Source organism: Prosthecobacter sp. (genome assembly GCF_044232965.1).
Taxonomy (GTDB): Bacteria; Verrucomicrobiota; Verrucomicrobiia; order Verrucomicrobiales; family Verrucomicrobiaceae; genus Prosthecobacter.
This window is the reverse complement of sequence record NZ_JBIIKX010000069.1, coordinates 1-20,390: the sequence shown is the minus strand read 5'-3', so window position 1 is coordinate 20,390 and position 20,390 is coordinate 1. Positions and strand designations below refer to the sequence as shown.

General features: G+C 60.3%; 16 protein-coding genes. 10 read left to right on the top strand and 6 right to left on the bottom strand.

The window, feature by feature from the left end; all coding sequences use genetic code 11:
- From ACILSI_RS21630 to ACILSI_RS21615, 4 genes are all read left to right on the top strand, one after another.
- Positions 1 to 1,212, top strand: a complete 1,212-nt coding sequence (locus tag ACILSI_RS21630; protein WP_395724002.1) for a class I SAM-dependent RNA methyltransferase — start codon at positions 1 to 3, stop codon at positions 1,210 to 1,212.
- 67 nt (positions 1,213 to 1,279) lie between these two features.
- Positions 1,280 to 2,677 (top strand): ATP-binding protein, encoded by a 1,398-nt coding sequence (locus ACILSI_RS21625; protein ID WP_395724001.1) that lies wholly within the window; start codon positions 1,280 to 1,282, stop codon positions 2,675 to 2,677.
- Positions 2,674 to 3,768 (top strand): iron-containing alcohol dehydrogenase, encoded by a 1,095-nt coding sequence (locus tag ACILSI_RS21620; RefSeq protein WP_395724000.1) that lies wholly within the window; start codon positions 2,674 to 2,676, stop codon positions 3,766 to 3,768. The genes ACILSI_RS21625 and ACILSI_RS21620 overlap by 4 nt, the downstream gene beginning before the upstream one ends.
- Before the next feature lie 42 nt (positions 3,769 to 3,810).
- Positions 3,811 to 4,644: a class I fructose-bisphosphate aldolase gene (locus tag ACILSI_RS21615; protein ID WP_395723999.1), complete on the top strand. Its 834-nt coding sequence runs from the start codon at positions 3,811 to 3,813 to the stop codon at positions 4,642 to 4,644.
- Positions 4,645 to 4,780: 136 nt separating this feature from the next.
- On the opposite strand, the gene ACILSI_RS21610 is transcribed toward ACILSI_RS21615, so the two are convergent.
- The 4 genes from ACILSI_RS21610 to ACILSI_RS21595 are packed head-to-tail and all read right to left on the bottom strand — an operon-like array spanning position 4,781 to position 9,431.
- Positions 4,781 to 5,290, bottom strand: a complete 510-nt coding sequence (locus ACILSI_RS21610; RefSeq protein ID WP_395723998.1) for a cation transporter — start codon at positions 5,288 to 5,290, stop codon at positions 4,781 to 4,783.
- A gap of 52 nt (positions 5,291 to 5,342) precedes the next feature.
- On the bottom strand, positions 5,343 to 6,368 hold the full coding sequence (locus ACILSI_RS21605) for a methyltransferase (protein ID WP_395723997.1): 1,026 nt from the start codon (positions 6,366 to 6,368) through the stop codon (positions 5,343 to 5,345).
- A 46-nt stretch (positions 6,369 to 6,414) separates the two neighbouring features.
- The gene (locus tag ACILSI_RS21600) at positions 6,415 to 9,039 is read right to left on the bottom strand and encodes a M56 family metallopeptidase (RefSeq protein WP_395723996.1); all 2,625 of its coding nucleotides are present in this window, start codon (positions 9,037 to 9,039) and stop codon (positions 6,415 to 6,417) included.
- Positions 9,036 to 9,431 (bottom strand): BlaI/MecI/CopY family transcriptional regulator, encoded by a 396-nt coding sequence (locus ACILSI_RS21595; protein WP_395723995.1) that lies wholly within the window; start codon positions 9,429 to 9,431, stop codon positions 9,036 to 9,038. Before ACILSI_RS21595 ends, ACILSI_RS21600 begins: the two co-directional genes overlap by 4 nt.
- Before the next feature lie 150 nt (positions 9,432 to 9,581).
- Here ACILSI_RS21595 and ACILSI_RS21590 point away from each other — a divergent pair, with 150 nt between their 5' ends.
- Together ACILSI_RS21590 and ACILSI_RS21585 are read left to right on the top strand one after the other, a co-directional pair.
- Complete coding sequence (locus tag ACILSI_RS21590; protein WP_395723994.1) at positions 9,582 to 11,081, top strand: MFS transporter; 1,500 nt, start codon at positions 9,582 to 9,584, stop codon at positions 11,079 to 11,081.
- Positions 11,082 to 11,121: 40 nt separating this feature from the next.
- Positions 11,122 to 12,030, top strand: a complete 909-nt coding sequence (locus ACILSI_RS21585) for a PIG-L deacetylase family protein (RefSeq protein ID WP_395723993.1) — start codon at positions 11,122 to 11,124, stop codon at positions 12,028 to 12,030.
- Positions 12,031 to 12,046: 16 nt separating this feature from the next.
- Here ACILSI_RS21585 and ACILSI_RS21580 read toward each other — a convergent pair whose 3' ends face one another.
- Entirely contained in the window at positions 12,047 to 12,889 is an 843-nt protein-coding gene (locus ACILSI_RS21580) for a hypothetical protein (RefSeq protein ID WP_395723992.1), read from the bottom strand.
- Between the two features lie 128 nt (positions 12,890 to 13,017).
- On the opposite strand from ACILSI_RS21580, the gene ACILSI_RS21575 reads away from it, so the two are divergent.
- From ACILSI_RS21575 to ACILSI_RS21565, 3 genes are read left to right on the top strand one after another with little or no spacing between them, the layout of a single operon-like run.
- Positions 13,018 to 14,748 (top strand): lysine--tRNA ligase, encoded by a 1,731-nt coding sequence (locus ACILSI_RS21575; RefSeq protein WP_395723991.1) that lies wholly within the window; start codon positions 13,018 to 13,020, stop codon positions 14,746 to 14,748.
- 40 nt (positions 14,749 to 14,788) lie between these two features.
- On the top strand, positions 14,789 to 15,745 hold the full coding sequence (locus ACILSI_RS21570) for a peptidyl-alpha-hydroxyglycine alpha-amidating lyase family protein (RefSeq protein ID WP_395723990.1): 957 nt from the start codon (positions 14,789 to 14,791) through the stop codon (positions 15,743 to 15,745).
- 40 nt (positions 15,746 to 15,785) lie between these two features.
- The gene (locus tag ACILSI_RS21565; protein ID WP_395723989.1) at positions 15,786 to 16,955 is read left to right on the top strand and encodes a sialidase family protein; all 1,170 of its coding nucleotides are present in this window, start codon (positions 15,786 to 15,788) and stop codon (positions 16,953 to 16,955) included.
- Between the two features lie 15 nt (positions 16,956 to 16,970).
- Here ACILSI_RS21565 and ACILSI_RS21560 read toward each other — a convergent pair whose 3' ends face one another.
- Positions 16,971 to 17,849 carry an FHA domain-containing protein gene (locus ACILSI_RS21560; RefSeq protein ID WP_395723988.1) on the bottom strand — a complete coding sequence of 293 codons (879 nt, stop codon included), beginning with the start codon at positions 17,847 to 17,849 and terminating at the stop codon, positions 16,971 to 16,973.
- Between the two features lie 534 nt (positions 17,850 to 18,383).
- On the opposite strand from ACILSI_RS21560, the gene acnA reads away from it, so the two are divergent.
- The coding region (gene acnA, locus ACILSI_RS21555; protein WP_395723987.1) for an aconitate hydratase AcnA at positions 18,384 to 20,390 on the top strand (2,007 nt) is incomplete at its 3' end.

The following is a 20,390-nucleotide window of genomic DNA, read 5'->3' as shown; positions in this document are numbered from 1 at the left end:
ATGGAACCGCCGCGCAAATTCAATCCGCATCCCTTCGCGTATCACCAGGAGCTCGACGTCAGGATCGACAACCTCACCAACGAGGGGGCCGGTGTCGCCCGTGTCGATGGCTGGGTCGTCTTCGTTCCGTTCACACTCGCCGGTGAGCTGGTGAAGTGCCGCGTCTTCCGCAATCACAAGAACTACAGCGAGGCCGATCTCATCGAGGTGCTGGAACCAGCGCCCAATCGTGTCGCGCCAAAGTGCGCGCTCTTCGGCCAGTGCGGCGGCTGCCAGTATCAACACCTGACATATGCCGAACAGTTGCTGTCGAAGCAGCGCCAGGTCGCCGAACTGCTCAAGCACATGGCGAAGATCGAGCACCCCGTGCGCGAAGTCATCCCCTCGCCCGTCGAATACGGCTACCGCTCCAAGATCACGCCGCACTTTCATCGCCCGAAGAGTGGCGGCATCGGTGCCATCGGCTTCCTCCGTGCGCGCACGCGCAACGCCATGGTCGATGTCGAGCACTGCCCCATCGCCATGCCCGAGCTGAACGCGCAGCTCGCCGCCGTGCGCGAACGTGCCCGCGCCAACTCCGACACCTTCAAAAATGGGGCCACGCTGCTGATGCGTGCCGCGAAGAACGGCGTCCTCACCCGCAGCGATGAAATCGCCGTCGAAGATGTGGACGGCATCCGCTTCGAGTTCCAGGCCGGTGATTTCTTCCAGAACAACCCCTTCATCCTGCCCAAGTTCGTCCGCCACGCCATCGACGAAGCCAAAGCCACTGGCGCCAAGCATCTCGTCGATGCCTACTGCGGCAGCGGTTTGTTTGCCATCAGCGCCGCACGCGACTTCGAGCAGGTCATCGGCGTCGAGATTTCCGAGAGCGCGGTCAAAAAGGCCGCGCACAACGCTGAGATCAATTCCCTCACGAACTGCCGCTTCATCGCCGCTGATGCGCAGCATGTCTTCAAAGACGTGCCGCATGCCGGAGCCGACACCGTCGTGCTCATCGACCCGCCACGTGCCGGTTGCAGCCCCGAGTTCTTGCAGCAGCTCTTTGCCTTCGGCCCGAAAGGCGTCGTCTATGTCTCCTGCAATCCCGCCACACAGATGCGCGACCTCGTCCTGTTCACCGAAGCCGGCTACCAGCTCGGCACCGTTCAGCCCTTCGATCTCTTCCCGCAGACGAAGCATCTCGAATGCGTCATGACGTTGAGCCGCTGAGACTGGCTCAGCCAAAGTCATCAAAACACGTTTTGACAAAACATGTTTAGATGAACTATGATCCGCCATGACTGATTTCCGGGGCCGCCATCGTGAGATCGCCGCGCTCGACGCCATGTGGCGCGGGCCGGACTCCGTGTTCCTGCCCGTCTATGGCCGCCGCCGTGTCGGCAAGAGCGAGATGATCGTCCATTTCATGGAGAAGAAGCCCGGCATCTACTTCGTCGGCAAACGCGCCCCCGGCGAGACGCAGATCACCGAGTTTCTCGAGGCCGCTGCGCGTGCGCTGAATGAGCCGCTGCTCGCCCAGGCCCGCGTGAGCGGCTGGCGCGAGGCGCTCGACCTCGTCGTGAAACGCCACACGGGGAAACAGAAGCTCATCCTCGCCCTCGATGAGTTTCAGTGGATGGCCGAGGGCGCGACTGAGCTGCCGTCCGTCATCCAGGAGCTGTGGGACCGTCATTGGGCCAAGTCCGGCCGCGTCATGCTCATCCTCTGCGGGTCCTACCTCGGCTTCATGGAGCGTGAGGTGCTCGGTAAAAAAAGCCCGCTCTTCGGCCGCCGCACCGGGCAGATCCTGCTGCGGCCCTTCAACCACCTCGAAGCCGCCGAATTCCATCCGCGCTGGTCCGTCATCGACCACGCCAAAGCCTACTCAATCTGCGGAGGCATCCCGATGTACCTTCTCGCCTTCGATGAAAAGCTCTCCATCGAGCAAAACATCATCGCCCGCGTCCTCGACGAGATTTCCGTGCTCTTCCGCGAGCCCGAATTCCTCCTGCGCGAGGAATTACGCGACCTCATGCCCTACCACGCCGTGCTCATGGCGCTGGCACAGGGCAAGACCGCCCCCGCGCAACTCTCCAGCACCACCGGCATCGACGTGCGCGGCTTGAACTACCATCTCAGCACCCTCGTCGATCTCGGCTACGTCCAGCGCCGCTACCCGCTCACCGAGGACAAGCCCGGCGTCCGCACCGTGCGCTATGCGCTGGACGACCCCTTCCTGCGCTTCTGGTTCCGCTTCCTCTTTCCACACCAGAGCACGCTGCGGCTGCTCGGCCCGAAACAAGGCTTCACCGAGATCATCAAGCCCGAACTCGACGCCTACTTCGGCCGCTGCTTCGAGCGCCTCTGCCGCGAATGCCTGCCCATGATTTATCAGGCCGAAGGCGTCCGCGCCGCCTTCGAATGCGGCGAATACTGGGACAAAAGCACCCAGATCGACGTCATTGGCGTGCGCCAGGACGGCTGGACCGACCTCGGCGAGTGCAAATGGAAGGACATCACCGCCATCAAGCCGCTCGCCGATGAACTGGAGGCCAAAATCCCGCTCTATCCCAACAAACGCAACGCCACCATCGGTCGCCGCCTGTTCGTCCGTTCCGTCAAATCTAGCGTCAAACTTCCTGGCGTCCGCGTTCACACGCTCAAAGACCTCTACGCGCTCAAATCACCGCCATGAACCGTTTCGAATTCGCCACCGCACAGCGCATCATCTTCGGACGCGGTGTTGTGCGCGAACTGCCCGCGCTCGCCGCCGAATTCGGCCAGCGGGTGTTCCTTATCACCGGCAGCCGACCGCAACAATGGGAAACCCGGCTGCCTTACGTTGGCTTCAAATCGATTCGTGGAGAGCCGACGGTTCAAGACATCCAAAGCGGTGTCGAACTCGCGAAACAGCATAAGGCCGATGTCATCATCGCCATCGGTGGCGGAAGTGTGGTCGATGCAGGCAAGGCCATCGCCGCCATGAGCACCCAGCCCGGCGATTTGATGCGCTACATCGAGGTCATCGGTGAAGGCAGGCCGCTCGAAGCCGCGCCGCTGCCCTTCATCGCCGTTCCCACCACATCTGGTACCGGAGCCGAAGCCACGCGCAACGCCGTCATTGCCAGCGAAGAACACCGCGTCAAAGCCAGCCTGCGCCATCTCTCGATGCTGCCCCGCATCGCGCTAATCGATCCCGAACTCGCCGGCGATCTCCCGCCGCATGTGACCGCCGCCACTGGCATGGACGCGCTCACGCAATGCCTCGAAGCCTTCGTCTGCTCGCGTGCGCAGCCGATGACCGACGCTTTGTGCCTCGATGGCATCCAGCGTGCCGTGCGCTCTCTCGAACGCGCCTTTCAAAACGGTCACGACCTTGATGCTCGCGAAGACATGGCCCTCTGCGCCCTCAACAGCGGCATCGCCCTCGCCAACGCCGGTCTCGGTGCCGTCCACGGCTTCGCCGCGCCGATTGGCGGCATGTTTCATGCGCCGCATGGTGCTGTGTGCGCCGCACTGCTTGCACCCGTGTGGGAAGCGAATGCCAAAGGCGTGCAAAACCGCACCAAGTTCGATCACATCGACCAAATGCTCGACGGCGATGCCGTTTCCTGGCTTCATGCGCTCACAGCACGTCTCCAAATCCCCAAACTTAGCGCCTGGGGCATTCAAGACAGTGATCTCGACGAAATCGCCCGCAAAGCCGCCGCTGCAAGCAGCATGAAGGCGAATCCCGTTTCGCTGACCCATGACAAACTCGTTGCGGTGCTTCGTGCGGCCTTGTGAAAGTTGACCTCGCCTCACATCGCTTTAAACAACCCTCCCACCATGAAATCCTTCCGCCTCAAACGCCTCTTCAACGCCAAGTCCAACCGCTGCTTCGATGTGGCCGTCGATCACGGCTTCTTCAACCAAGCCGGGTTCCTGCAAGGCATCGAGGACATGCGCAAGGTGGTGAAAACGCTCGTTGAAGCCGCTCCGGATGCAATTCAACTCACGCTCGGCATGGCGCGGCATTTGCAGGAGATGCCGGGCCGCGAAAAGCCCAGCCTCGTACTGCGCACCGATGTGGCGAACATTTATGGCAAGACGCTGCCGGAAAACCGCCGCTTCAGCCTCATGCTTGAGGACTGCATGCTCCAGGCGGTGCGTTACGACGCCGCCTGCGTGTGCGTGAACCTCTTCCAAATCCCCGGCGCACCGGAAGTGCATGCCGAGTGCGTCGAGAACATCCTCAAACTCAAGCCCCAGGCCGATTACTACGGCATGCCCATGATGGTGGAACCGCTCGTGTTCCAGCCGAATGAAAAAGCCGGCGGCTACATGGTCAATGGTGACGAAACCGCCATCACCTACCTCGTGCGCCAGGCCGTCGAACTCGGTGCCGATATCATCAAGGCTGATCCCACCGACGATGTGAGCATCTACCACAAAGTCATCGAAGCCGCCTCCGGCATCCCGGTGCTCGTGCGCGGTGGTGGCCGCGTGAGCGACCGCGAAATCCTTGAACGCACGCAAGGTCTGCTTCAACAAGGCGCCTCAGGCATCGTCTATGGCCGCAACGTCATTCAGCATCCAAATCCGAAAGGCATCACCCGTGCCCTGATGGCCATGGTGCATGACGGCGCGAGCGTGGATGACGCTCTGGCGATGGTGAAGTAACTCGTATTGTAGTCCCGGCTTCAGCCGGTCCGGAAGTCATTCCAAACCGCCGCCTAAAGGCGGGACTACAAAACCCAAAAAGAAAGCCGGGGTCGCTTTCGCAAACCCCGGCCCCGCTCGTTGTTGGTTGCGGTAATTATTTGATGTCGCCCGCGAAGCCAGCGCTGTTCAGCGCGGCGACGAGGTCGGCTTTGGCGAATTCACCTTCGACGGTGAAGGATTCGGCTTTGGAGACGATGTCGTACTTCGTGACGCCTGCCACGGCCTTGACGGCGTCCGTCGCGGCATCGGCGCACTTCTGGCAGCAGAGATGCACGCCGGAGACCGTGGCCTTGGCGACCTTCGACTCAGGCTTGGAGGCGGTGGTGGGCTTCTTGTCGGCAGACTCATCGCCTTCGATGGTGCCGTAATAACCGGCGGCGATGATGGCCTCGGCGACTTTCTTCGCGTCGGATTTCTTCTTCGTGGTGATCGTCACCTTCTTGCCCGCAGGCGTGACGGTGACGTCCTTGAAATCAGCGGCGGCTTTGGTGATGCCGTTGGCGCAACCGCGGCAGCAGTTGTGAACGCCATTCAATGTGATGGTGGTCTCGGCACGCGCGAACGCGGCCAGAGCAAACAGGGAGAGCAGAGTGAGTTGCTTCATAAGCGACTGCTGAGACGATACGGCACGCTGTTTTCTTTGCACTAATTAATTTTTAACGACGAATCGCTGTCATGAAGCCGCGTGCAACAGCGGTGTCATGATACTCACCGGCGGTGAAGCCAGCCTCATCAAGCAGCGCCGCATACTCGCTCGTGCTGTAGCATTTCCCCTGCGTGGAGTGCATCAGCAGGCACGAATATTCGGCCACATGCAACGGTCCGGTCTTCGTCGCGTTGATGAACGCATCGTGAATGATAAGCATGCCGCCCGCAGGCAATGCGGTATGCGAAACAGCGAGAAGTTTCTTCACCTCGGCCACGCCCCAGTCGTGCAGCACGTTGGAATAAAGATGCACATCGCATCCGCTCGGCAAGCCGTCGAACATGTTGCCCGTCGCCACGCTGACGCGATCCGCGCAGCCGCGTTCTTCGATCAATTTGGCCGCGATGCGATCCACGGGTGTTTGATCGAATGCAATGGCCTTCAAGTGCGTGTGCTGCGCTGCGATGGAGCACGCGTAGATGCCGCTGCCCGCACCGATGTCGAGCAAACGCAAGCGCCCGGTGAGATCGAGCTTCTTCGCGAGGGCCTGCGAGAGATAAAGGCCGCGGCAATCCATCGCCGCGGTGAATTTGCGGGCGAAATCCTCCTGCTCCATCGCCTTGTGCCAATCGAAGGCTGCCTTGTCGCCGCTCCAGCCCGCTGGCTTGTCGGATTTGAGCACCTCCAGATAATCCCGCGCGATGGGGCGATCATGCAAGGAGGCATAATAGGGGCGCACATCCCAGACCGAACCTGCACGGAGATGCTCCTTCGCCGTCGCCGAGGCATGGAAGGCGCCGCCTTGATTCTCCACCCAGCCGTTGGCCGAGAACAGCGTCAGCATCACGTCCACCGGTCGTTCTTTGAAGCCAAAGTGCTCGCAGATGCCGTTCAACGTCGATGGATTCGCCGACAGCCAGGTGAAGAAGTCGATGCTCAGCGCCGCCGTGATCAAATCGACCGCGTAGAGGCTGTCGCGGTAGCGGTAGATGTTGAGCGGATCAGTTTGCGGAGCGGAGGTGAGGTCGTGCGGCATGGGACCGCATGATGAAGGAGTCCATTCCGGGCGGCAAAACCTGATTTCACTTTTTAGCCAGCGGGGCGATGAGGTTACTCGTGATGAAGAGGAACCTCGAAACGCCTTCGGAAGCCTGGGAGCCCAAAACGACCGTCTGGCCATCCCAGATGGTGACGGAGGTGGAAATGCCTCTGGCTGGGTTTTGATCCTGCGAGGGCGTGCGAATGATCAGCTCGATGGTGTTACCATCGGGGCCTATTATGGGCTCGATTTTCATCTCCTGACCTCCCACGGCAGCGGGGAGGACATACATCTTTGGATTCGGATTGGGCTTCAGCGATTCCAGCTTGGCACCTGAGTCGGCGAGGCTCTTCACCACTTTTTCGAATTGAGGCTGGGTGAAGATGCCACTCAGGATGAACTGTCGCAAAACTGCGGGAGGTGGCGGCTCGGTGATCACAGTCGGTGCTTCGGTGTTTTTGGCCGCTCCGGGTAGTGGCGGTAGCCAGTCATTCAGTAGCTTCAAAAAGTCACCCTTCATCTCAGCGGCTAGTACGGAGAGGTGCACGCTCTTTTTGACCTCGACCTTGTTCAGGGCATCAATCCATGCCTCGATGAGTTCGAGATTGGCCTTGGTGTTCCGCACGGTGAGTTTTCCGTCCTTGAGCATCGCGTCTGCTGCCTTCGGGAAGGTAATTCCAGCTGCCTTGAGCACTTCGAGAGGTGGCTTGTCCTGCGCGAAGCCAGCGGGAACCTTGTAAACGCGCACGGCCCACTCGCTCGCTTGTTTGTCCGCCGCCGCTGCCGCGACTATCTGGCTGCGTGCACTGGCACCAGGGCGAACGCCATCAAAACTCGATATTTCTTTACCGCTCGGATCGAGAGCCTGAGCGGTGAGGAGCACCGTGAGTGGCTTTTTCGAAGTTCCCAGCTGCAGCAGCAGTGTCTCGCCGCTGGCGAGCGCAGCCTGCCCTGCGATCTTGTGCAACATCACCTTATCCCAATCGGCCTGCGCCGCGTTTTTGAGAGACCATGGGTCTTCAGAAGTGGGGTTGATTCCAAACTCAACTTCCGCAGCCAACGTCGTTTTGCCTCTCTCAGGCCGACTCATGTCGATAAATACTCGGGGACCGAGAAGCTTCATGTCACCGGAAAGACTGCCGTCTGGAAGCACTTTCGGCAGCACCTCGCGCACGATCTCAATTCCTGCCCGCTGACCGAATTTAGTCGTCACTCTAGGGGCCGCGAGAAGATGGATGTCTTTTTTCTGAGAAACACTTTGGATGAGTGCCTTCGCTTCGTCACCTGACAAAACACTGCCGTGGACGCCATAGTGGCGATCCGCCGAGATCATCTGGCAGGTGAGATACACCTGGGGGAATTGAATGGAGAGGTCATCAATGACTGAATCAGCCAACGCGATGTTCGCCAGTGTGTTCCGCACAATGAGCTGGGAGGTGGACGGATTGAAAACGGCAGATGCATCCGGCGGGAAGGTGATGCCGTGCGTTTCGAGCACCTGCCGCGCTGTTATTCGCTCAGTGGACTGCTTACTGACAACAGGGGCTTTCTGATCCTGGATGGCAAAAGGGTCTCGAAGTTCCTGACTGCGGCTGAGAAAATCCGGTGCGACTCGGTAGGTCCGCACGAACATCGTCTTGTCCTTGGGGTCAGCTTTTGCTGCCTCCTGCGCAGCCACTGTGACAATGCCGAACGAGGCCGCAAAGAAGGGCGCGAGCACGGCGAAGGCCGCGCAACCGAGCACGAACAACGCGCCGAGCTTCTTCCGCACGCCACGGGCTTCCATGAGCGCCACGAGGCGTGCTTTGAGCCGTCTTGCCGGTCGAGAATGGGCGATGGGCATCACGCAACTCGGCTGCGGCGCGGCCTTGGCAGCCCAGGCGAGCAGGAAGTCGGCGTAGTCGCTCTGATCGCGATTTTCGCCGACGGCGGCGGCATCGCAGGCTTCCTCGCGAGCACGCGCATATTCCTCGATGAGGGCGTGGATGAAGGGATTCCACCACAGGAAGGCGCGAACGATGTTTTGCAGCAAAACGCCCACCGTGTCGTGACAGCGCAGGTGCTCGGATTCATGCCGGATGAGCCAGCGCCACTGCTGAGGTGTGAGTTTTTCAAATGCGGTGCTTGGAACAGCGATCACGGGAAAAAACCAGCCCGCGACGCAAGGCGTACCGTCGCCCTCAAAGACACTCATGCGCTCGAATGGCACATCTTTGGGCAGCGAATCGATTTCAGCCTGCGTGAGATAACGCAAACGCCACGCCCAGCGCTGCACGCGGATGCTTTGGATCAACAAACGAAGCAACAGTGCCGCTGTGACGAGCCACGCCAGCCAGCGAAGACTCCTCATCACGTCATTCACATCCCAAGTCGGTGCTGGAGCCGCAGGCATCGCGACAGGTGTGATCACAGGCGCGACGGTGACACGCCAGTCGGCCTCAAACGTCTCGCGCAATGGTGTCCAGACGGGCACGGGCTGTTGCGGCGGGAAAAGATCGCGCATCGAGATGTCGAAGGGACTGTAGAGGCACATCAGCACAGCCAGATTCGCCAGGATGCAGCGGCGCAGGGCATCGCGGATGACGAATCGCACGAGCAGCCACGCTGCCACGCCGATGACGAGGCTGTGAACGATGAAATTGAGCAGAGTAATGGTTTCAGCGCTCATGGCTCGCCTCCTTTCTTCGTGCGGACGAGTTTGCGCAGCTCGGCGAGTTCTTCCTCGGTGATGTCGCCGCTTTCGACGAGGCAGCGGACGAGGGCGAGATTGCTGCCGCCGAAGAAGCGCTGTTTCAGCTCCGCAAGCACGCTGGTGCGGCCGCGCTGCTCAGGCACGGCCGGTTCGTAGGCGTGGCTGCGACTGGAGTCATCACGCACGATCCAGCCCTTGGCTTCGAGGCGGGTGAGCTGGGTTTGCAGTGTGTTGCGCGTGACGGGCTCGCTGCGGCCCTGGTTCACGGCTTCGAGCAGTTCCAGCACGCAGGCTGGATGCTTTTTCCAGAGGATGTCCATCATCGCCTGCTCGGCGGCGGAGAGCGGTGGGAGTGATTTTTTTGCCATATTTCGCGAGTTTGCCGACAAGTGTCGGATTTGTCGAGAGAAAAGTCCGACAGGTGTCGGATGTCACGAAGGCACGCCCTCTATCTCGTGATGGATTCCGCCCTTCGCGGCCGTTGACTTGCGTCCCAACTCCTGACAGCATCGCGCACCATGTCCTCTCCCGCACCCACGCTCACCACCAAGCACTGGCTAATCATCGTCATCGCCAGCATCGGTTTCCTGTTTGACACGTACGAGCTGCTCATGACGCCGCTGGTGGCGGCTCCGGCCATCGCAGAGTTGCTGAAGCTGCCGCCGAGTAACCCGATCGTCACCAGTTGGGTGGGCAACCTGCTGACCATCGCTGCGGTGTGCGGCGGTGTGTTCGGCCTGCTGGGCGGCTGGCTGATCGACAAATTCGGCCGCAAGACCATCATGGCGGCGAGTATCTTCCTGTATTCGGCCGCGCCGTTCTGTGCCGCTTATTCGACCACGCTGGGCTGGTTTGTGTTCTTCCGCAGTGCCACGTTCATCGGCGTTTGCGTGGAGTTCATCGCTGCGGTGACGTGGCTGGCGGAGGTGTTCCAGGACAAGAAGCAGAAGGAGAAATGGCTCGGCATCACGCAAGCTTTTGCCTCCGTGGGTGGGGTGGCCGTGACGGTGATGAGCATCTGGATCAACGGTAAACTTAAGGCTGGCGGACTTCCTTCCTTCTCGCTGCCAATCGGGCTCGATGGCACCGTCGGTTCCTGGCGCTACCTGCTCATGACGGGCATCTTGCCCGCGATCCCCATCGCTCTGCTGCTGCCGTTTGTGCCGGAAAGCCAGGTGTGGAAGGAGAAAAAAGCCTCTGGCGCGCTCAAGCGGCCGAGCTTCAGCGGACTTTTCTCGCCTGAGCTGCGTAAGGTCACGCTCGTGACGACTATTCTCTCCGCCTGCGCCTACGGCATCGCCTTCGGTGCGCTGCAAGTCACCGTGGCACGCGTGACACCCGGTCTGCCGGAACTCGCGCCGCAGGCGAAGATCATGGCCCCGATGATTGCCGAGGCGAAGTCGCTCAACCTCGCACTGAACGACGCCATCAAAGCTGACGACAAGCCCAAGCAGGGCGAACTGCGAGGCAAGATCAAAGAGAACGCCGTCGCGCAGGCACCACACAAGAAAGTGGTCGATGAGATGAGCGGCAAAGTGCAGTTCCGTCAGGAGATGGGCGGACTGCTCGGCCGCGTGCTGCTGGCTGTGCTGCTCATCGTGGGCATCAGCCGCGTGGCCTTGCTGAAGGTCTTCCAGGTGCCCGCGCTCATCATCCTGCCCGTGACCTATTTCATGCTGTTTGAGAAAGGCGGCGAGGCATTCCTGTGGGGCTATTTCCTCTGCGGCCTCGTCACCGTGGCGCAGTTCAGCTACTTCGGTGAGTACCTGCCGAAAATCTTCCCGCTCCATCTACGCGGCACTGGCGGCAGCTTTGCCACAAACGTCGGCGGACGCATGATCGGCACCTGCATGGCCGTCGTGAATACGAGCTGGCTCGCGCCGTTGCTCGCGGGTGGCATTCAGAACGTGCGGCCGATGCATGTCGCCATGGCCGCCGGTTACATCGCCACTTCGATGGCTGTGATCGCCCTGATTGTCGGTTTCTTCCTGCCGGAGCCGAAGGCGGAGGAAGGTTAAACCGAGAGAGCGGAAGTCGTGGCGGCGTAATCCTGCCGCCATGATTTCACGACTCTTATCCATCCTCTTCCTAGCTCTCGCCAGTTTCTCTCTCCACGCGCAGGCGAAAGATGACGGTAAACTTCGCATCATCGTTTTCGGTGCGCATCCTGATGATGCGGAATACAAAACAGCCGGCACGGCCGTGAAATGGGCGCGGCTGGGGCATCATGTGAAGCTGGTGTCGGTCACGAACGGGGATGTGGGCCACTGGAAGGAGGCGGGTGGACCGCTGGCGTTGCGCCGCACGAGCGAAGCCGCCGCTTGCGCCCAAAAACTCGGGGTGACCTCCCAAGTGCTCGATATTCACGATGGTGAGCTGGTCCCGTCGCTGGAGTACCGCAAGCTCATCACGCGAGTGATCCGTGAGTGGAAGGCGGACATCGTGATCGCGCACCGGCCTTGGGATTATCATCCTGACCATCGTTATGTCGGCGTGCTGATCCAGGACGCGGCGTTCATGGTCACGGTGCCGTTCATCTGCCCGGATGTGCCGCCTTTGACGAAGAATCCGGTGTTCCTGTATTCGAGCGACGGTTTCCAAAAGCCCTATCCCTTCACGCCGGACATCGCCGTGAGTGTGGACGACACCTTTGAGCAGAAGCTCGATGGATTGCACGAGCTGACATCCCAGGCCTACGAAGGCGGAGCCAGCGGCAGCGCGGAGTATGTCGAGAAACAAGTGCCCCCAGCCAGCGATGAGGTGGCACGCCGTGCTTGGCTGAAGCGCCGCTGGGGCGCACGTCAGGGCAGCGAGGCGGACAAGTATCGCGACCTGCTGATCAAGCTCTACGGCGAGGAGAAGGGCAAGGCTGTCAAATACGCTGAAACCTTCGAGATCTGCGAATATGGCCGCCGTCCCAGCGCTGCGGAGATCAAGCAGCTCTTTCCGTTTTACGACGCCAAGTAAGAGGCCGAAGCCGAAGTCACTTCAATGCCTTGAAACGCCCCTGCAAATGCTTGAGCGCCTCGGGCTTCGTGGCGTTCTTGCGTTCCAGTTCGCGCAGCAGGGTGGCTGCGCGCATGCGGTCGCCGGCCTTGAGCAGGTCTTCGGCGTGATTGGCCACGTCGTTCTGCGTGGGTGGCAGGCCGGTCGTTTTGGCATCTAACGTGGCCGTGCCGGGATTGGAACGCGCATGGCCGCCGAAGACGTCTGTGATGTTCAGCCACCAAGCTTCCGTGCCATCGGCGGAAAAGGCGATCCAGATCGGGTCGCCTTCATGCACGAACTCGAACACACGCCGGTTGGCGATGACGGGCCGCACCTTCTGCACCTCCCAGGCCTGAGTCTTCACACCAACTTCGAACTCCGTGCCGTTCCAGCGCAGCTTAATCGGCGTTTTCTCAGGTCCGCCGACCCAAACGACATTCTGGATGTCTTGCGGGAAGTTCGTCACCGGTTTGACCACCGTGCCGGTCTCCGCCTTGAACTCGATCTCGCCGCTCACATTCACCGGCGTGACGAGCTTGAGATCATCACTGACAAAATACCAAGCGGATCGTGATTCGCTGAACACGATCTGAAACACGCCCACATCCACAAAGGCATGCTCCTTATACTGGCTTCTCGACTGGCCCGCCTGTGTGACGGCGTGGAAGCTCTCGCCATCGAAACGCAGGTGCTTGAGGGAATTTGTGCCCTGAAGATCCCAGATCACGTCCTTGATGCCTGCGGCGAACTTTTCCACCTCGGGCCATTCCTTCTGTTGGCCCTGTGAAAGGCTGGTGAAAAACCAAGTGGAGAGGAAAAGGGTGTGGAGCAGCCTCATGCGGGCCGATACTGGCATCCGCGACCGCACCTGGCAAATCCCAACACGCCGCCGAAGCTTGCGGCAAGGTTTGCGGTGGCAAAGGCTGTGGAAGCGGCTAAAGACACGGCCCACTTATCCGCACGACCATGCAACCGACGCCCGCCCCCGAACATTCCGAATCCGAACTCCTGCAATTTCGCCGCGAAAAGCTCGACGGACTGGTGAAGGCGGGGGTGGACCCGTTTGGCAGCCGGTTTGACACGACGCATCAGCCGGGTGCGCTGAAGGCGAACTTTGAGGAAAACCTCACCGTGAGCGTGGCGGGCCGTATTCTGTCACGCCGTGAGATGGGCAAGGCGACGTTCTTTGACCTGGGCGACATCAGCGGACGCATGCAGTGCTACCTGAGCAAGGGCGATGTGGGCGATGAGGCGTATGTGCAGTTCAACCAGCTCGTGGACATTGGCGATTTCGTCGGCGTGGAGGGTTTCACTTTCATCACCAAGCGCGGGGAGCGGTCGATTCACATCAAGAAACTCACGCCGCTGTCGAAGGCGCTGCGCCCGCTGCCGGACAAGTGGCATGGCATTGCGGACAAGGAGATCAAATACCGCCAGCGCTACCTCGATCTCATTTCCAATGACCGCAGCCGCGAGATCTTCGTGACGCGCAGCAAGATGGTCGCGGCGATCCGCAACTACATGCAGGAGCACGGCTTCATGGAAGTCGAGACGCCGATGATGCAGGATGTTCCCGGCGGAGCTGCCGCGAAGCCCTTTGAGACCTTCTTCCACGCGCTGAACCAGCCGATGTTCCTGCGCATCGCGCCAGAGTTGTATTTGAAGCGACTGCTCGTGGCCGGCTTCACACAGATCTTTGAATTGAACCGGAATTTCCGCAATGAAGGCCTCAGCCGACGTCACAATCCGGAGTTCACCATGCTTGAGGCCTACTGGGCCTACGCCGACTTCGAGAAGATGGCAGACCTCGTCGAAGGTATGATCTGCCACCTCGCCGAAAACTTCTGCGGCGGCCTTAAAATTTCACGTCCCAGAATTTTAGAAGTCCGGTCAGCGCTGATGGTTTTTCAACAGATATATACTCAGCAAACAGTAATATTTCCTGATTCGGTTTCTGATGATCTACAGAAGATTGCAAACTCCGCAGCCAAACTGTCCTTCAGCCTTGATCACGACACGGCGCGTCACACCGCGAGAACTCTTCAAAAAGAAGTCGAGGACTTGCTGGTAACTATCGATTCTAAACTTGACGCTACACAGCGGGGCTTTTTCAAGCGCGCCTTGGAAGTTCTCAATGAGCTGAGTGAAGAAGCTTATATCAATCTGGAGCGCCCGTGGAAGCGCGCCCGCTACACGGATCTGCTCAAGAGCATCGACCCGAAGTGGTATGACTACACACCCGAAGAGCGCAAAGCCCGTGCGGCGGAGCTGGGAGTCGAGATCGGCGCGAACTTCGAGGACTACGAGGTCACGCAGCACGTCTTTGAGCGCCTGATCGAGGCGAAGCAGTTCGATCCGCTCTACGTCACCCATTGCCCGAAGGAACTGGTGCCGCTGGCGAAGCAGAACGCGGACGATGATTCCATCGTCGATGTCTATGAACTCGTCATCAACGGCCAGGAGATCAGCCCCGGTTATTCCGAGCTGAACGACCCCATCGTCCAGCGCGAGCGCCTGGAGCACCAGGCCGGCGAAGAGACGCAAAAAATCGACGAAGAGTTCATCCTAGCCCTCGAGCACGGCATGCCGCCCGCCGGCGGTATCGGCATCGGCATCGACCGCCTCATTATGATGCTCACCGGAGCGGAGAGCATTCGTGATGTGATCCTCTTCCCGCAGTTGAAGCGGAAGGGGTGATCTTCACAGATCAGGCGTGAAAGTTGAAAAGAGCCGTTTCATGCGCATCGCGATTTTCATCGTCTCACTGGTCACTGCCGCTTTTGCGGAACCACAGCACATCGTTGTCCTCGGCTGGCCGAAGCTGCCGGAAGGTCATGTGCTGGGCCTGTGCGCCGGAGTCGGTGTCGATGCGCAGAACCGGGTGTTTGTGTTTCATCGCAGCGGGCGGAAGTGGTCGAACCCGTTTCCGCAGGAAGCGATCTCACTGCCGACGGTGAGCGTGATTGATGGTGCTAGCGGCAGGCTGCTCGCCACTTGGGGGCAGAACCTCTTCATCATGCCGCACGGGCTGACGGTGGATCATGAGGGAAATCTCTGGCTGACCGATGTGGGGCTGCATCAGGTCTTCAAATTCACGCCAGAGGGCAAACTGCTGCTCACGCTTGGCGAAGTGGGTGTGCCGGGCAAGGATCACGCGCATTTCAACCTGCCCACCGATGTCGCGGTGCTGCGCGACAGCTCGTTTTATGTGAGCGACGGTTACAAGAACACGCGGGTGATGAAATTCAGCGCCGAGGGCCAGTTTGAGTTCGAATGGGGCTCGAAAGGGAAGGGGAATGGCGAGTTCAACCTGCCGCACGGCATCGCGGTCGATGGGCAGGGTCGCGTGATCGTCTGCGACCGTGAAAACGAGCGGCTTCAGCTCTTCGATGCGAAGGGCGGATTCCTGGAGGCTTGGAAAGGCCCGCAGATCGGCAAGCCTTATGGCGTCGGAATGGGACCCAGCGGCCACGTCTTTGTCATTGATGGCGGTTCGCCCTCGCTGAAGCACGAGTTGCGCGGCAAGGCCGTCGAACTCGATTCACAGGGGAAGGTGATTGATACCTTCGGCTCCTTTGGCAGCGGTCCTGGTCAGTTCCAGCTCGGCCATGACATCGCCGTCGGTCCTGACGGCGCGGTTTATGTGGCGGAAGGCACCGGTGCTCGGGTACAGAAGTTTGTGCGACGGAAATGACCTGCCAAAACCAAGGTTGGGAGTTCGTATTTCACAGCGCATGATCACCAACCGTCGTCAGTTCATCGTCACCGCAGTTCTTGCGGCCCCTTTCATCACACGGGCGGCCCCGCCTGCGGTGAAAATCATCGAGACGAAGGTCATCTCCACGCAGCCGGAGTTCTACCACGGTTGGTCCACGGTGGCCCAGCGTGCCAACGGGGAGCTGTGGGTGACGTGCTCCGGCGGACGCGAGGCGCATGTGTGTCCGTTTGGAAAAGTCGTGGCGATGAAATCGACCGACCACGGCGGCACATGGTCCGCGCCACGCGTGATTTACGACGGGCCGATCGATGATCGTGACTCCGGCGTGCTGGAGACGGCGAAAGGCACGCTGCTGGTCACCACCTTCACGTCGCTGGCCTATGAGGATTCGTTGAAAAAGGCCACGACAATGGCCGAGCACACAGACAAAGGGTGGGTGTCCAAGGCGATGCCTGCGGAGCGTTACGCACGCTGGAAAGCCGCGCATGAGAAGCTCAGCGATGCTGAACGCCAGGCGCAGCTCGGCGAATGGGTGCTGCGCTCCACCGATGGCGGTGAAACGTGGTCAAAACCGATTCCGACAGTCGTGAACAGCCCTCACGGGCCGATCCAACTCAAGGACGGCCGTCTGCTCTACGCCGGGAAACAATTATGGACGGGTGACAAGAAGATCGGCGTGGCGGAGTCGAAAGACGACGGCCTGACTTGGCAATGGCTGGCTGAAATTCCCACCCGGCCAGGAGACAGCGCGGTGCGTGGCTACCACGAGCTGCATGCGATCGAAGCCGCCGACGGCACGCTCATCGCGCAGATTCGCAATCACAACGAAGCGAGCAAAGGCGAGACGCTGCAATCCGAGTCCAAGGATGGCGGCAAAACCTGGAGCGAACCGCATTCCATCGGAGTTTGGGGCCTGCCCTCGCATCTGCTGCGTCTGCGCGACGGCCGTCTCGTCATGACCTACGGCCACCGCCGCAAGCCGTTTGGCAATCAAGCCCGCATCAGCACCGACAACGGCAAAACCTGGGGCGCGGCGATGATTCTCTCTGGCGACGGCATCGGGGGCGATCTCGGCTACCCGAGCACGGTGGAGCTTCCCGACGGCACGCTGCTCACCGTGTGGTACGAGACGATGAAAGAGCCAAAACTCGCCGTGCTGCGGCAGGCGACGTGGCGGCCGGAATGACTGACAAGACGCTGATCACGTCCTCAGCCGGTCTGCGACGGCCTTGATGGCCTTCTGCCGGTTGTCCACGTCGAACTTGTGGAGGATGTGCTCCATATGGCGTTTCACGGTGTGCAGCGTCACATCGAGGATGCCGGCGATCTCGGTGTTTTGCTTGCCCTCGCAGACCCAGTGCATGACCTCGGCCTCGCGTTCGGTGAGGCCGAGGCTTTGGAGGCGTTCGATGGAGATTTGCGCTGAATCCTCCCGCAGTAGCAGGAAGCAGCGCTCGTCTTTGCAGCGCGCCAGGGAAACCACGAGTTTTTTCTCGCCCTCCTGGATTTCCAGCGGGGCAAACGCGGCTGAAGTCTCCATCATCCGGGTCAGCCACTCACGCACCAGCGGCGGGAGGCAGAAACGCTCCGCTCCGGGGCTGCGCTCCAGCTTTTTGCCAAAAAACCACTGTGCGGCCTTTTCACCCTCCAGAATCTCGCCTTGCAGGGAGGAGATGAGCAACTCGCAGACCACCGGGGCGTGCGAATCGTCGTTTTCATCCGGCTGCGCAAGCTGCGTGGTCCTGCCGACGATGGTGCTGCGGAGAAGCGGCCCCTGCTGACCGTTGTTGAACGTGATGCGATCGTTGGCGATGCGGATTTCATCGCCATCTCGCAGGCGGCGGGCGCTCGTGATACGCAAACCGTTGAGGTAGATCCCGTTGCGGCTGCCTAAGTCGTTGAGCCACCATACGCTATTGTGGTTCATCAGCAGCGCGTGGCGGCGGGAAACCTGCACGTTGTTGATGGAAATGTCGTTGTCGGAACGGCGTCCGATGACACACGGCCCCCTCAAAGGCAGAGAACCTCCGCTCCATTTCAAGTAGGCTGGCTGTTCGTTCGTCACAGATTCGGCGGACATCGGCCGAAGTTGAGCAGGAGAAGCGTCCGCGCAACGCGGCTGAAAAAAAGTTGGTCGTATTGGTCTTCCGACCAATAGCGCGTTTTTAAGTTCTGGGCCATGGGTTGGGTTAACCCACGCAAAAGTCATGAAAACGGACGTTCCCACGGTTATCCAGACACTTTCCTCCCGCGCCTGCACTTATGCCAGGAAGGACGCCTCGCGCTCAAGCTGCCAACCCGCCGCCTGCACCTCCAAGCAGCGTCGCTTTTGCATGCTTTGTGTCCATTGCCCGAAGTGCGTGGACAATCCCCACGGCGTGAGCTGTGATCTGTGCGACGCCTGCAGCGCCTGCACGCTCCAAACCGGCAGTTCTTGAGGGGCATCCGGCTGCCGTCACGGCCGCCAGCACGCAAAAAGCCGTCAATCACATCATGGCTCGACCGGAGGCTGGTTTGAGACGGAAAATCGCGCAGGAAGGCCGCGAGCACAAAAAATCTGGTGTCATTCGTGCTCTATTCGCTATCCCTGCGGGATTCCCCGCGACACTCGACAATGAACACCCCTCAGACCTTCACCACTGGCAACGGCTCCGCCGGCAAGTTTTACTCCCTCCCGGCTCTTGAGGCCGCGGGCATCGGCAAAGTCTCGAAGCTGCCGGTTTCAATCCGCATCGTGCTGGAGTCGCTGTTGCGCAATCTGGACGGCAAGAAGGTCACCGACGCCGATGTGAAGAATCTCGCCAACTGGAATGCGAAAGCGCCCGGCGAGTATGAAATCCCCTTCACCGTCGCCCGCATCGTGCTGCAAGACTTCACGGGCGTGCCGCTGCTCGTCGATCTGGCCGCCATGCGCTCCAAAGTGAAGGAACTCGGCAAGAACCCGAAGATGGTTGAGCCGCTGGTGCCTGTGGACCTCGTCGTCGATCACAGCGTGCAGGTCGATTTCGCCGGAACTCAGAATGCATTGAATCAAAACCTCGCGCTGGAGTTTGAGCGCAACAAGGAGCGCTATCAGTTCCTAAAATGGGGCGAGCAGGCCTTTGATACCTTCAAAGTCGTGCCTCCTGGCATCGGCATCGTGCATCAGGTGAACCTCGAATACCTCGCGAAGGGTGTGCTGGAGAAAGACGGCGTGTATTACCCGGATTCGCTCGTCGGCACGGACTCGCACACGACGATGATCAACGGCCTCGGCGTCGTCGGTTGGGGCGTGGGCGGCATTGAAGCCGAAGCAGGCATGCTCGGCCAGCCCGTGACCTTCCTCGTGCCGGAAGTCGTGGGCGTTTATCTCACGGGTGCTCTTAAAGAAGGCGTCACCGCGACCGACCTCGTGCTCGAAGTGACTCAAAAACTCCGCAAGCTCGGCGTCGTCGGCAAATTCGTCGAATTCTACGGCCCCGGCGCGGTCAGCCTGCCGGTCACCGATCGTGCGACCATCGCGAACATGGCTCCTGAGTATGGCGCGACGATGGGCTTCTTCGGCGTGGACGAAGAAACCGTCGCCTACCTGCGTGGCACCGGCCGCAGCGAGGAGCTGTGCAAAACCGTTGAGGCTTATTACAAGGCGCAGGGCATGTGGGGCATCCCCACGGAGAAGGGCAGCATCGAATTCACCACCGAGATGGAGATCGACCTCAGCGGCGTCGTGCCCTGCGTGTCCGGTCCGAAGCGTCCGCAGGATCGCATCGAGGTGCCCGCTTTGAAGAGCAAGTTCCGTGACCTCCTCGGCGCGGACGTGAAGGCCGGTGGCTTCGGCAAGGCGGAGTCCTTCAAGCCTGCCGAAGTCGTCGTGAACAGCAAAGCCGACGTCAAAGACACCATCACTGATGGCTCCGTGCTCATCGCCGCCATCACCAGCTGCACGAACACGTCCAATCCGAGCGTCATGCTCGCCGCCGGTCTGCTTGCGAAGAAAGCGAACGCGAAGGGCCTCACCGTGAAGCCCGCCGTGAAAACCAGCCTCGGGCCAGGGTCACGCGTCGTGACCGATTACCTCACCAAGACCGGCCTTCAGGTCGAACTCGATAAGCTCGGTTTCCAGACCGTCGGCTACGGCTGCACCACCTGCATCGGCAACTCCGGCCCGCTCGACGCCGGCATTGAAGATGTCGTCAAAGGCCAGGACGTCGTCGCCGCCTCCGTGCTCTCCGGGAACCGCAACTTCGAGGCCCGCGTGCATCAGAGCATCAAGGCGAACTTCCTCATGTCGCCCCCGCTTGTCGTCGCCTACGCCATCGCCGGCACCGTCGATATCGACTTGAGCAAAGACGAGCTCGTCGCCGGCAGCGGCGTCTATTTGAAGGACATCTGGCCCACGCTCAAAGAAGTGCGCGATGCCATGGAGTCCGCCCTCTCGCCCGATGTCTTCCGCAAGCTCTACACCGACTTCGCTTCGCAGAATCCGAAGTGGAACGAGATTCAGGGCAGCATCGGCGAGGTCTTCGAGTGGGACGGCAAATCCACCTACATCCAGCATCCGCCCTTCTTCGCCGACTTCAGCATGACCCCCGGCGACATCGTGGAAATCAAAGGCGCACGCCCGCTCGGCATCTTCGGCGAC

Bases quoted from the DNA above. Each gene is read 5' to 3' on its own strand.
- ACILSI_RS21630 (WP_395724002.1), top strand. From the start codon at position 1: ATGGAACCGCCGCGCAAATTCAATCCGCATCCCTTCGCGTATCACCAG.
- ACILSI_RS21625 (WP_395724001.1), top strand. From the start codon at position 1,280: ATGACTGATTTCCGGGGCCGCCATCGTGAGATCGCCGCGCTCGACGCC.
- ACILSI_RS21620 (WP_395724000.1), top strand. From the start codon at position 2,674: ATGAACCGTTTCGAATTCGCCACCGCACAGCGCATCATCTTCGGACGC.
- ACILSI_RS21615 (WP_395723999.1), top strand. From the start codon at position 3,811: ATGAAATCCTTCCGCCTCAAACGCCTCTTCAACGCCAAGTCCAACCGC.
- ACILSI_RS21610 (WP_395723998.1), bottom strand. From the start codon at position 5,290: ATGAAGCAACTCACTCTGCTCTCCCTGTTTGCTCTGGCCGCGTTCGCG.
- ACILSI_RS21605 (WP_395723997.1), bottom strand. From the start codon at position 6,368: ATGCCGCACGACCTCACCTCCGCTCCGCAAACTGATCCGCTCAACATC.
- ACILSI_RS21600 (WP_395723996.1), bottom strand. From the start codon at position 9,039: ATGAGCGCTGAAACCATTACTCTGCTCAATTTCATCGTTCACAGCCTC.
- ACILSI_RS21595 (WP_395723995.1), bottom strand. From the start codon at position 9,431: ATGGCAAAAAAATCACTCCCACCGCTCTCCGCCGCCGAGCAGGCGATG.
- ACILSI_RS21590 (WP_395723994.1), top strand. From the start codon at position 9,582: ATGTCCTCTCCCGCACCCACGCTCACCACCAAGCACTGGCTAATCATC.
- ACILSI_RS21585 (WP_395723993.1), top strand. From the start codon at position 11,122: ATGATTTCACGACTCTTATCCATCCTCTTCCTAGCTCTCGCCAGTTTC.
- ACILSI_RS21580 (WP_395723992.1), bottom strand. From the start codon at position 12,889: ATGAGGCTGCTCCACACCCTTTTCCTCTCCACTTGGTTTTTCACCAGC.
- ACILSI_RS21575 (WP_395723991.1), top strand. From the start codon at position 13,018: ATGCAACCGACGCCCGCCCCCGAACATTCCGAATCCGAACTCCTGCAA.
- ACILSI_RS21570 (WP_395723990.1), top strand. From the start codon at position 14,789: ATGCGCATCGCGATTTTCATCGTCTCACTGGTCACTGCCGCTTTTGCG.
- ACILSI_RS21565 (WP_395723989.1), top strand. From the start codon at position 15,786: ATGATCACCAACCGTCGTCAGTTCATCGTCACCGCAGTTCTTGCGGCC.
- ACILSI_RS21560 (WP_395723988.1), bottom strand. From the start codon at position 17,849: ATGTCCGCCGAATCTGTGACGAACGAACAGCCAGCCTACTTGAAATGG.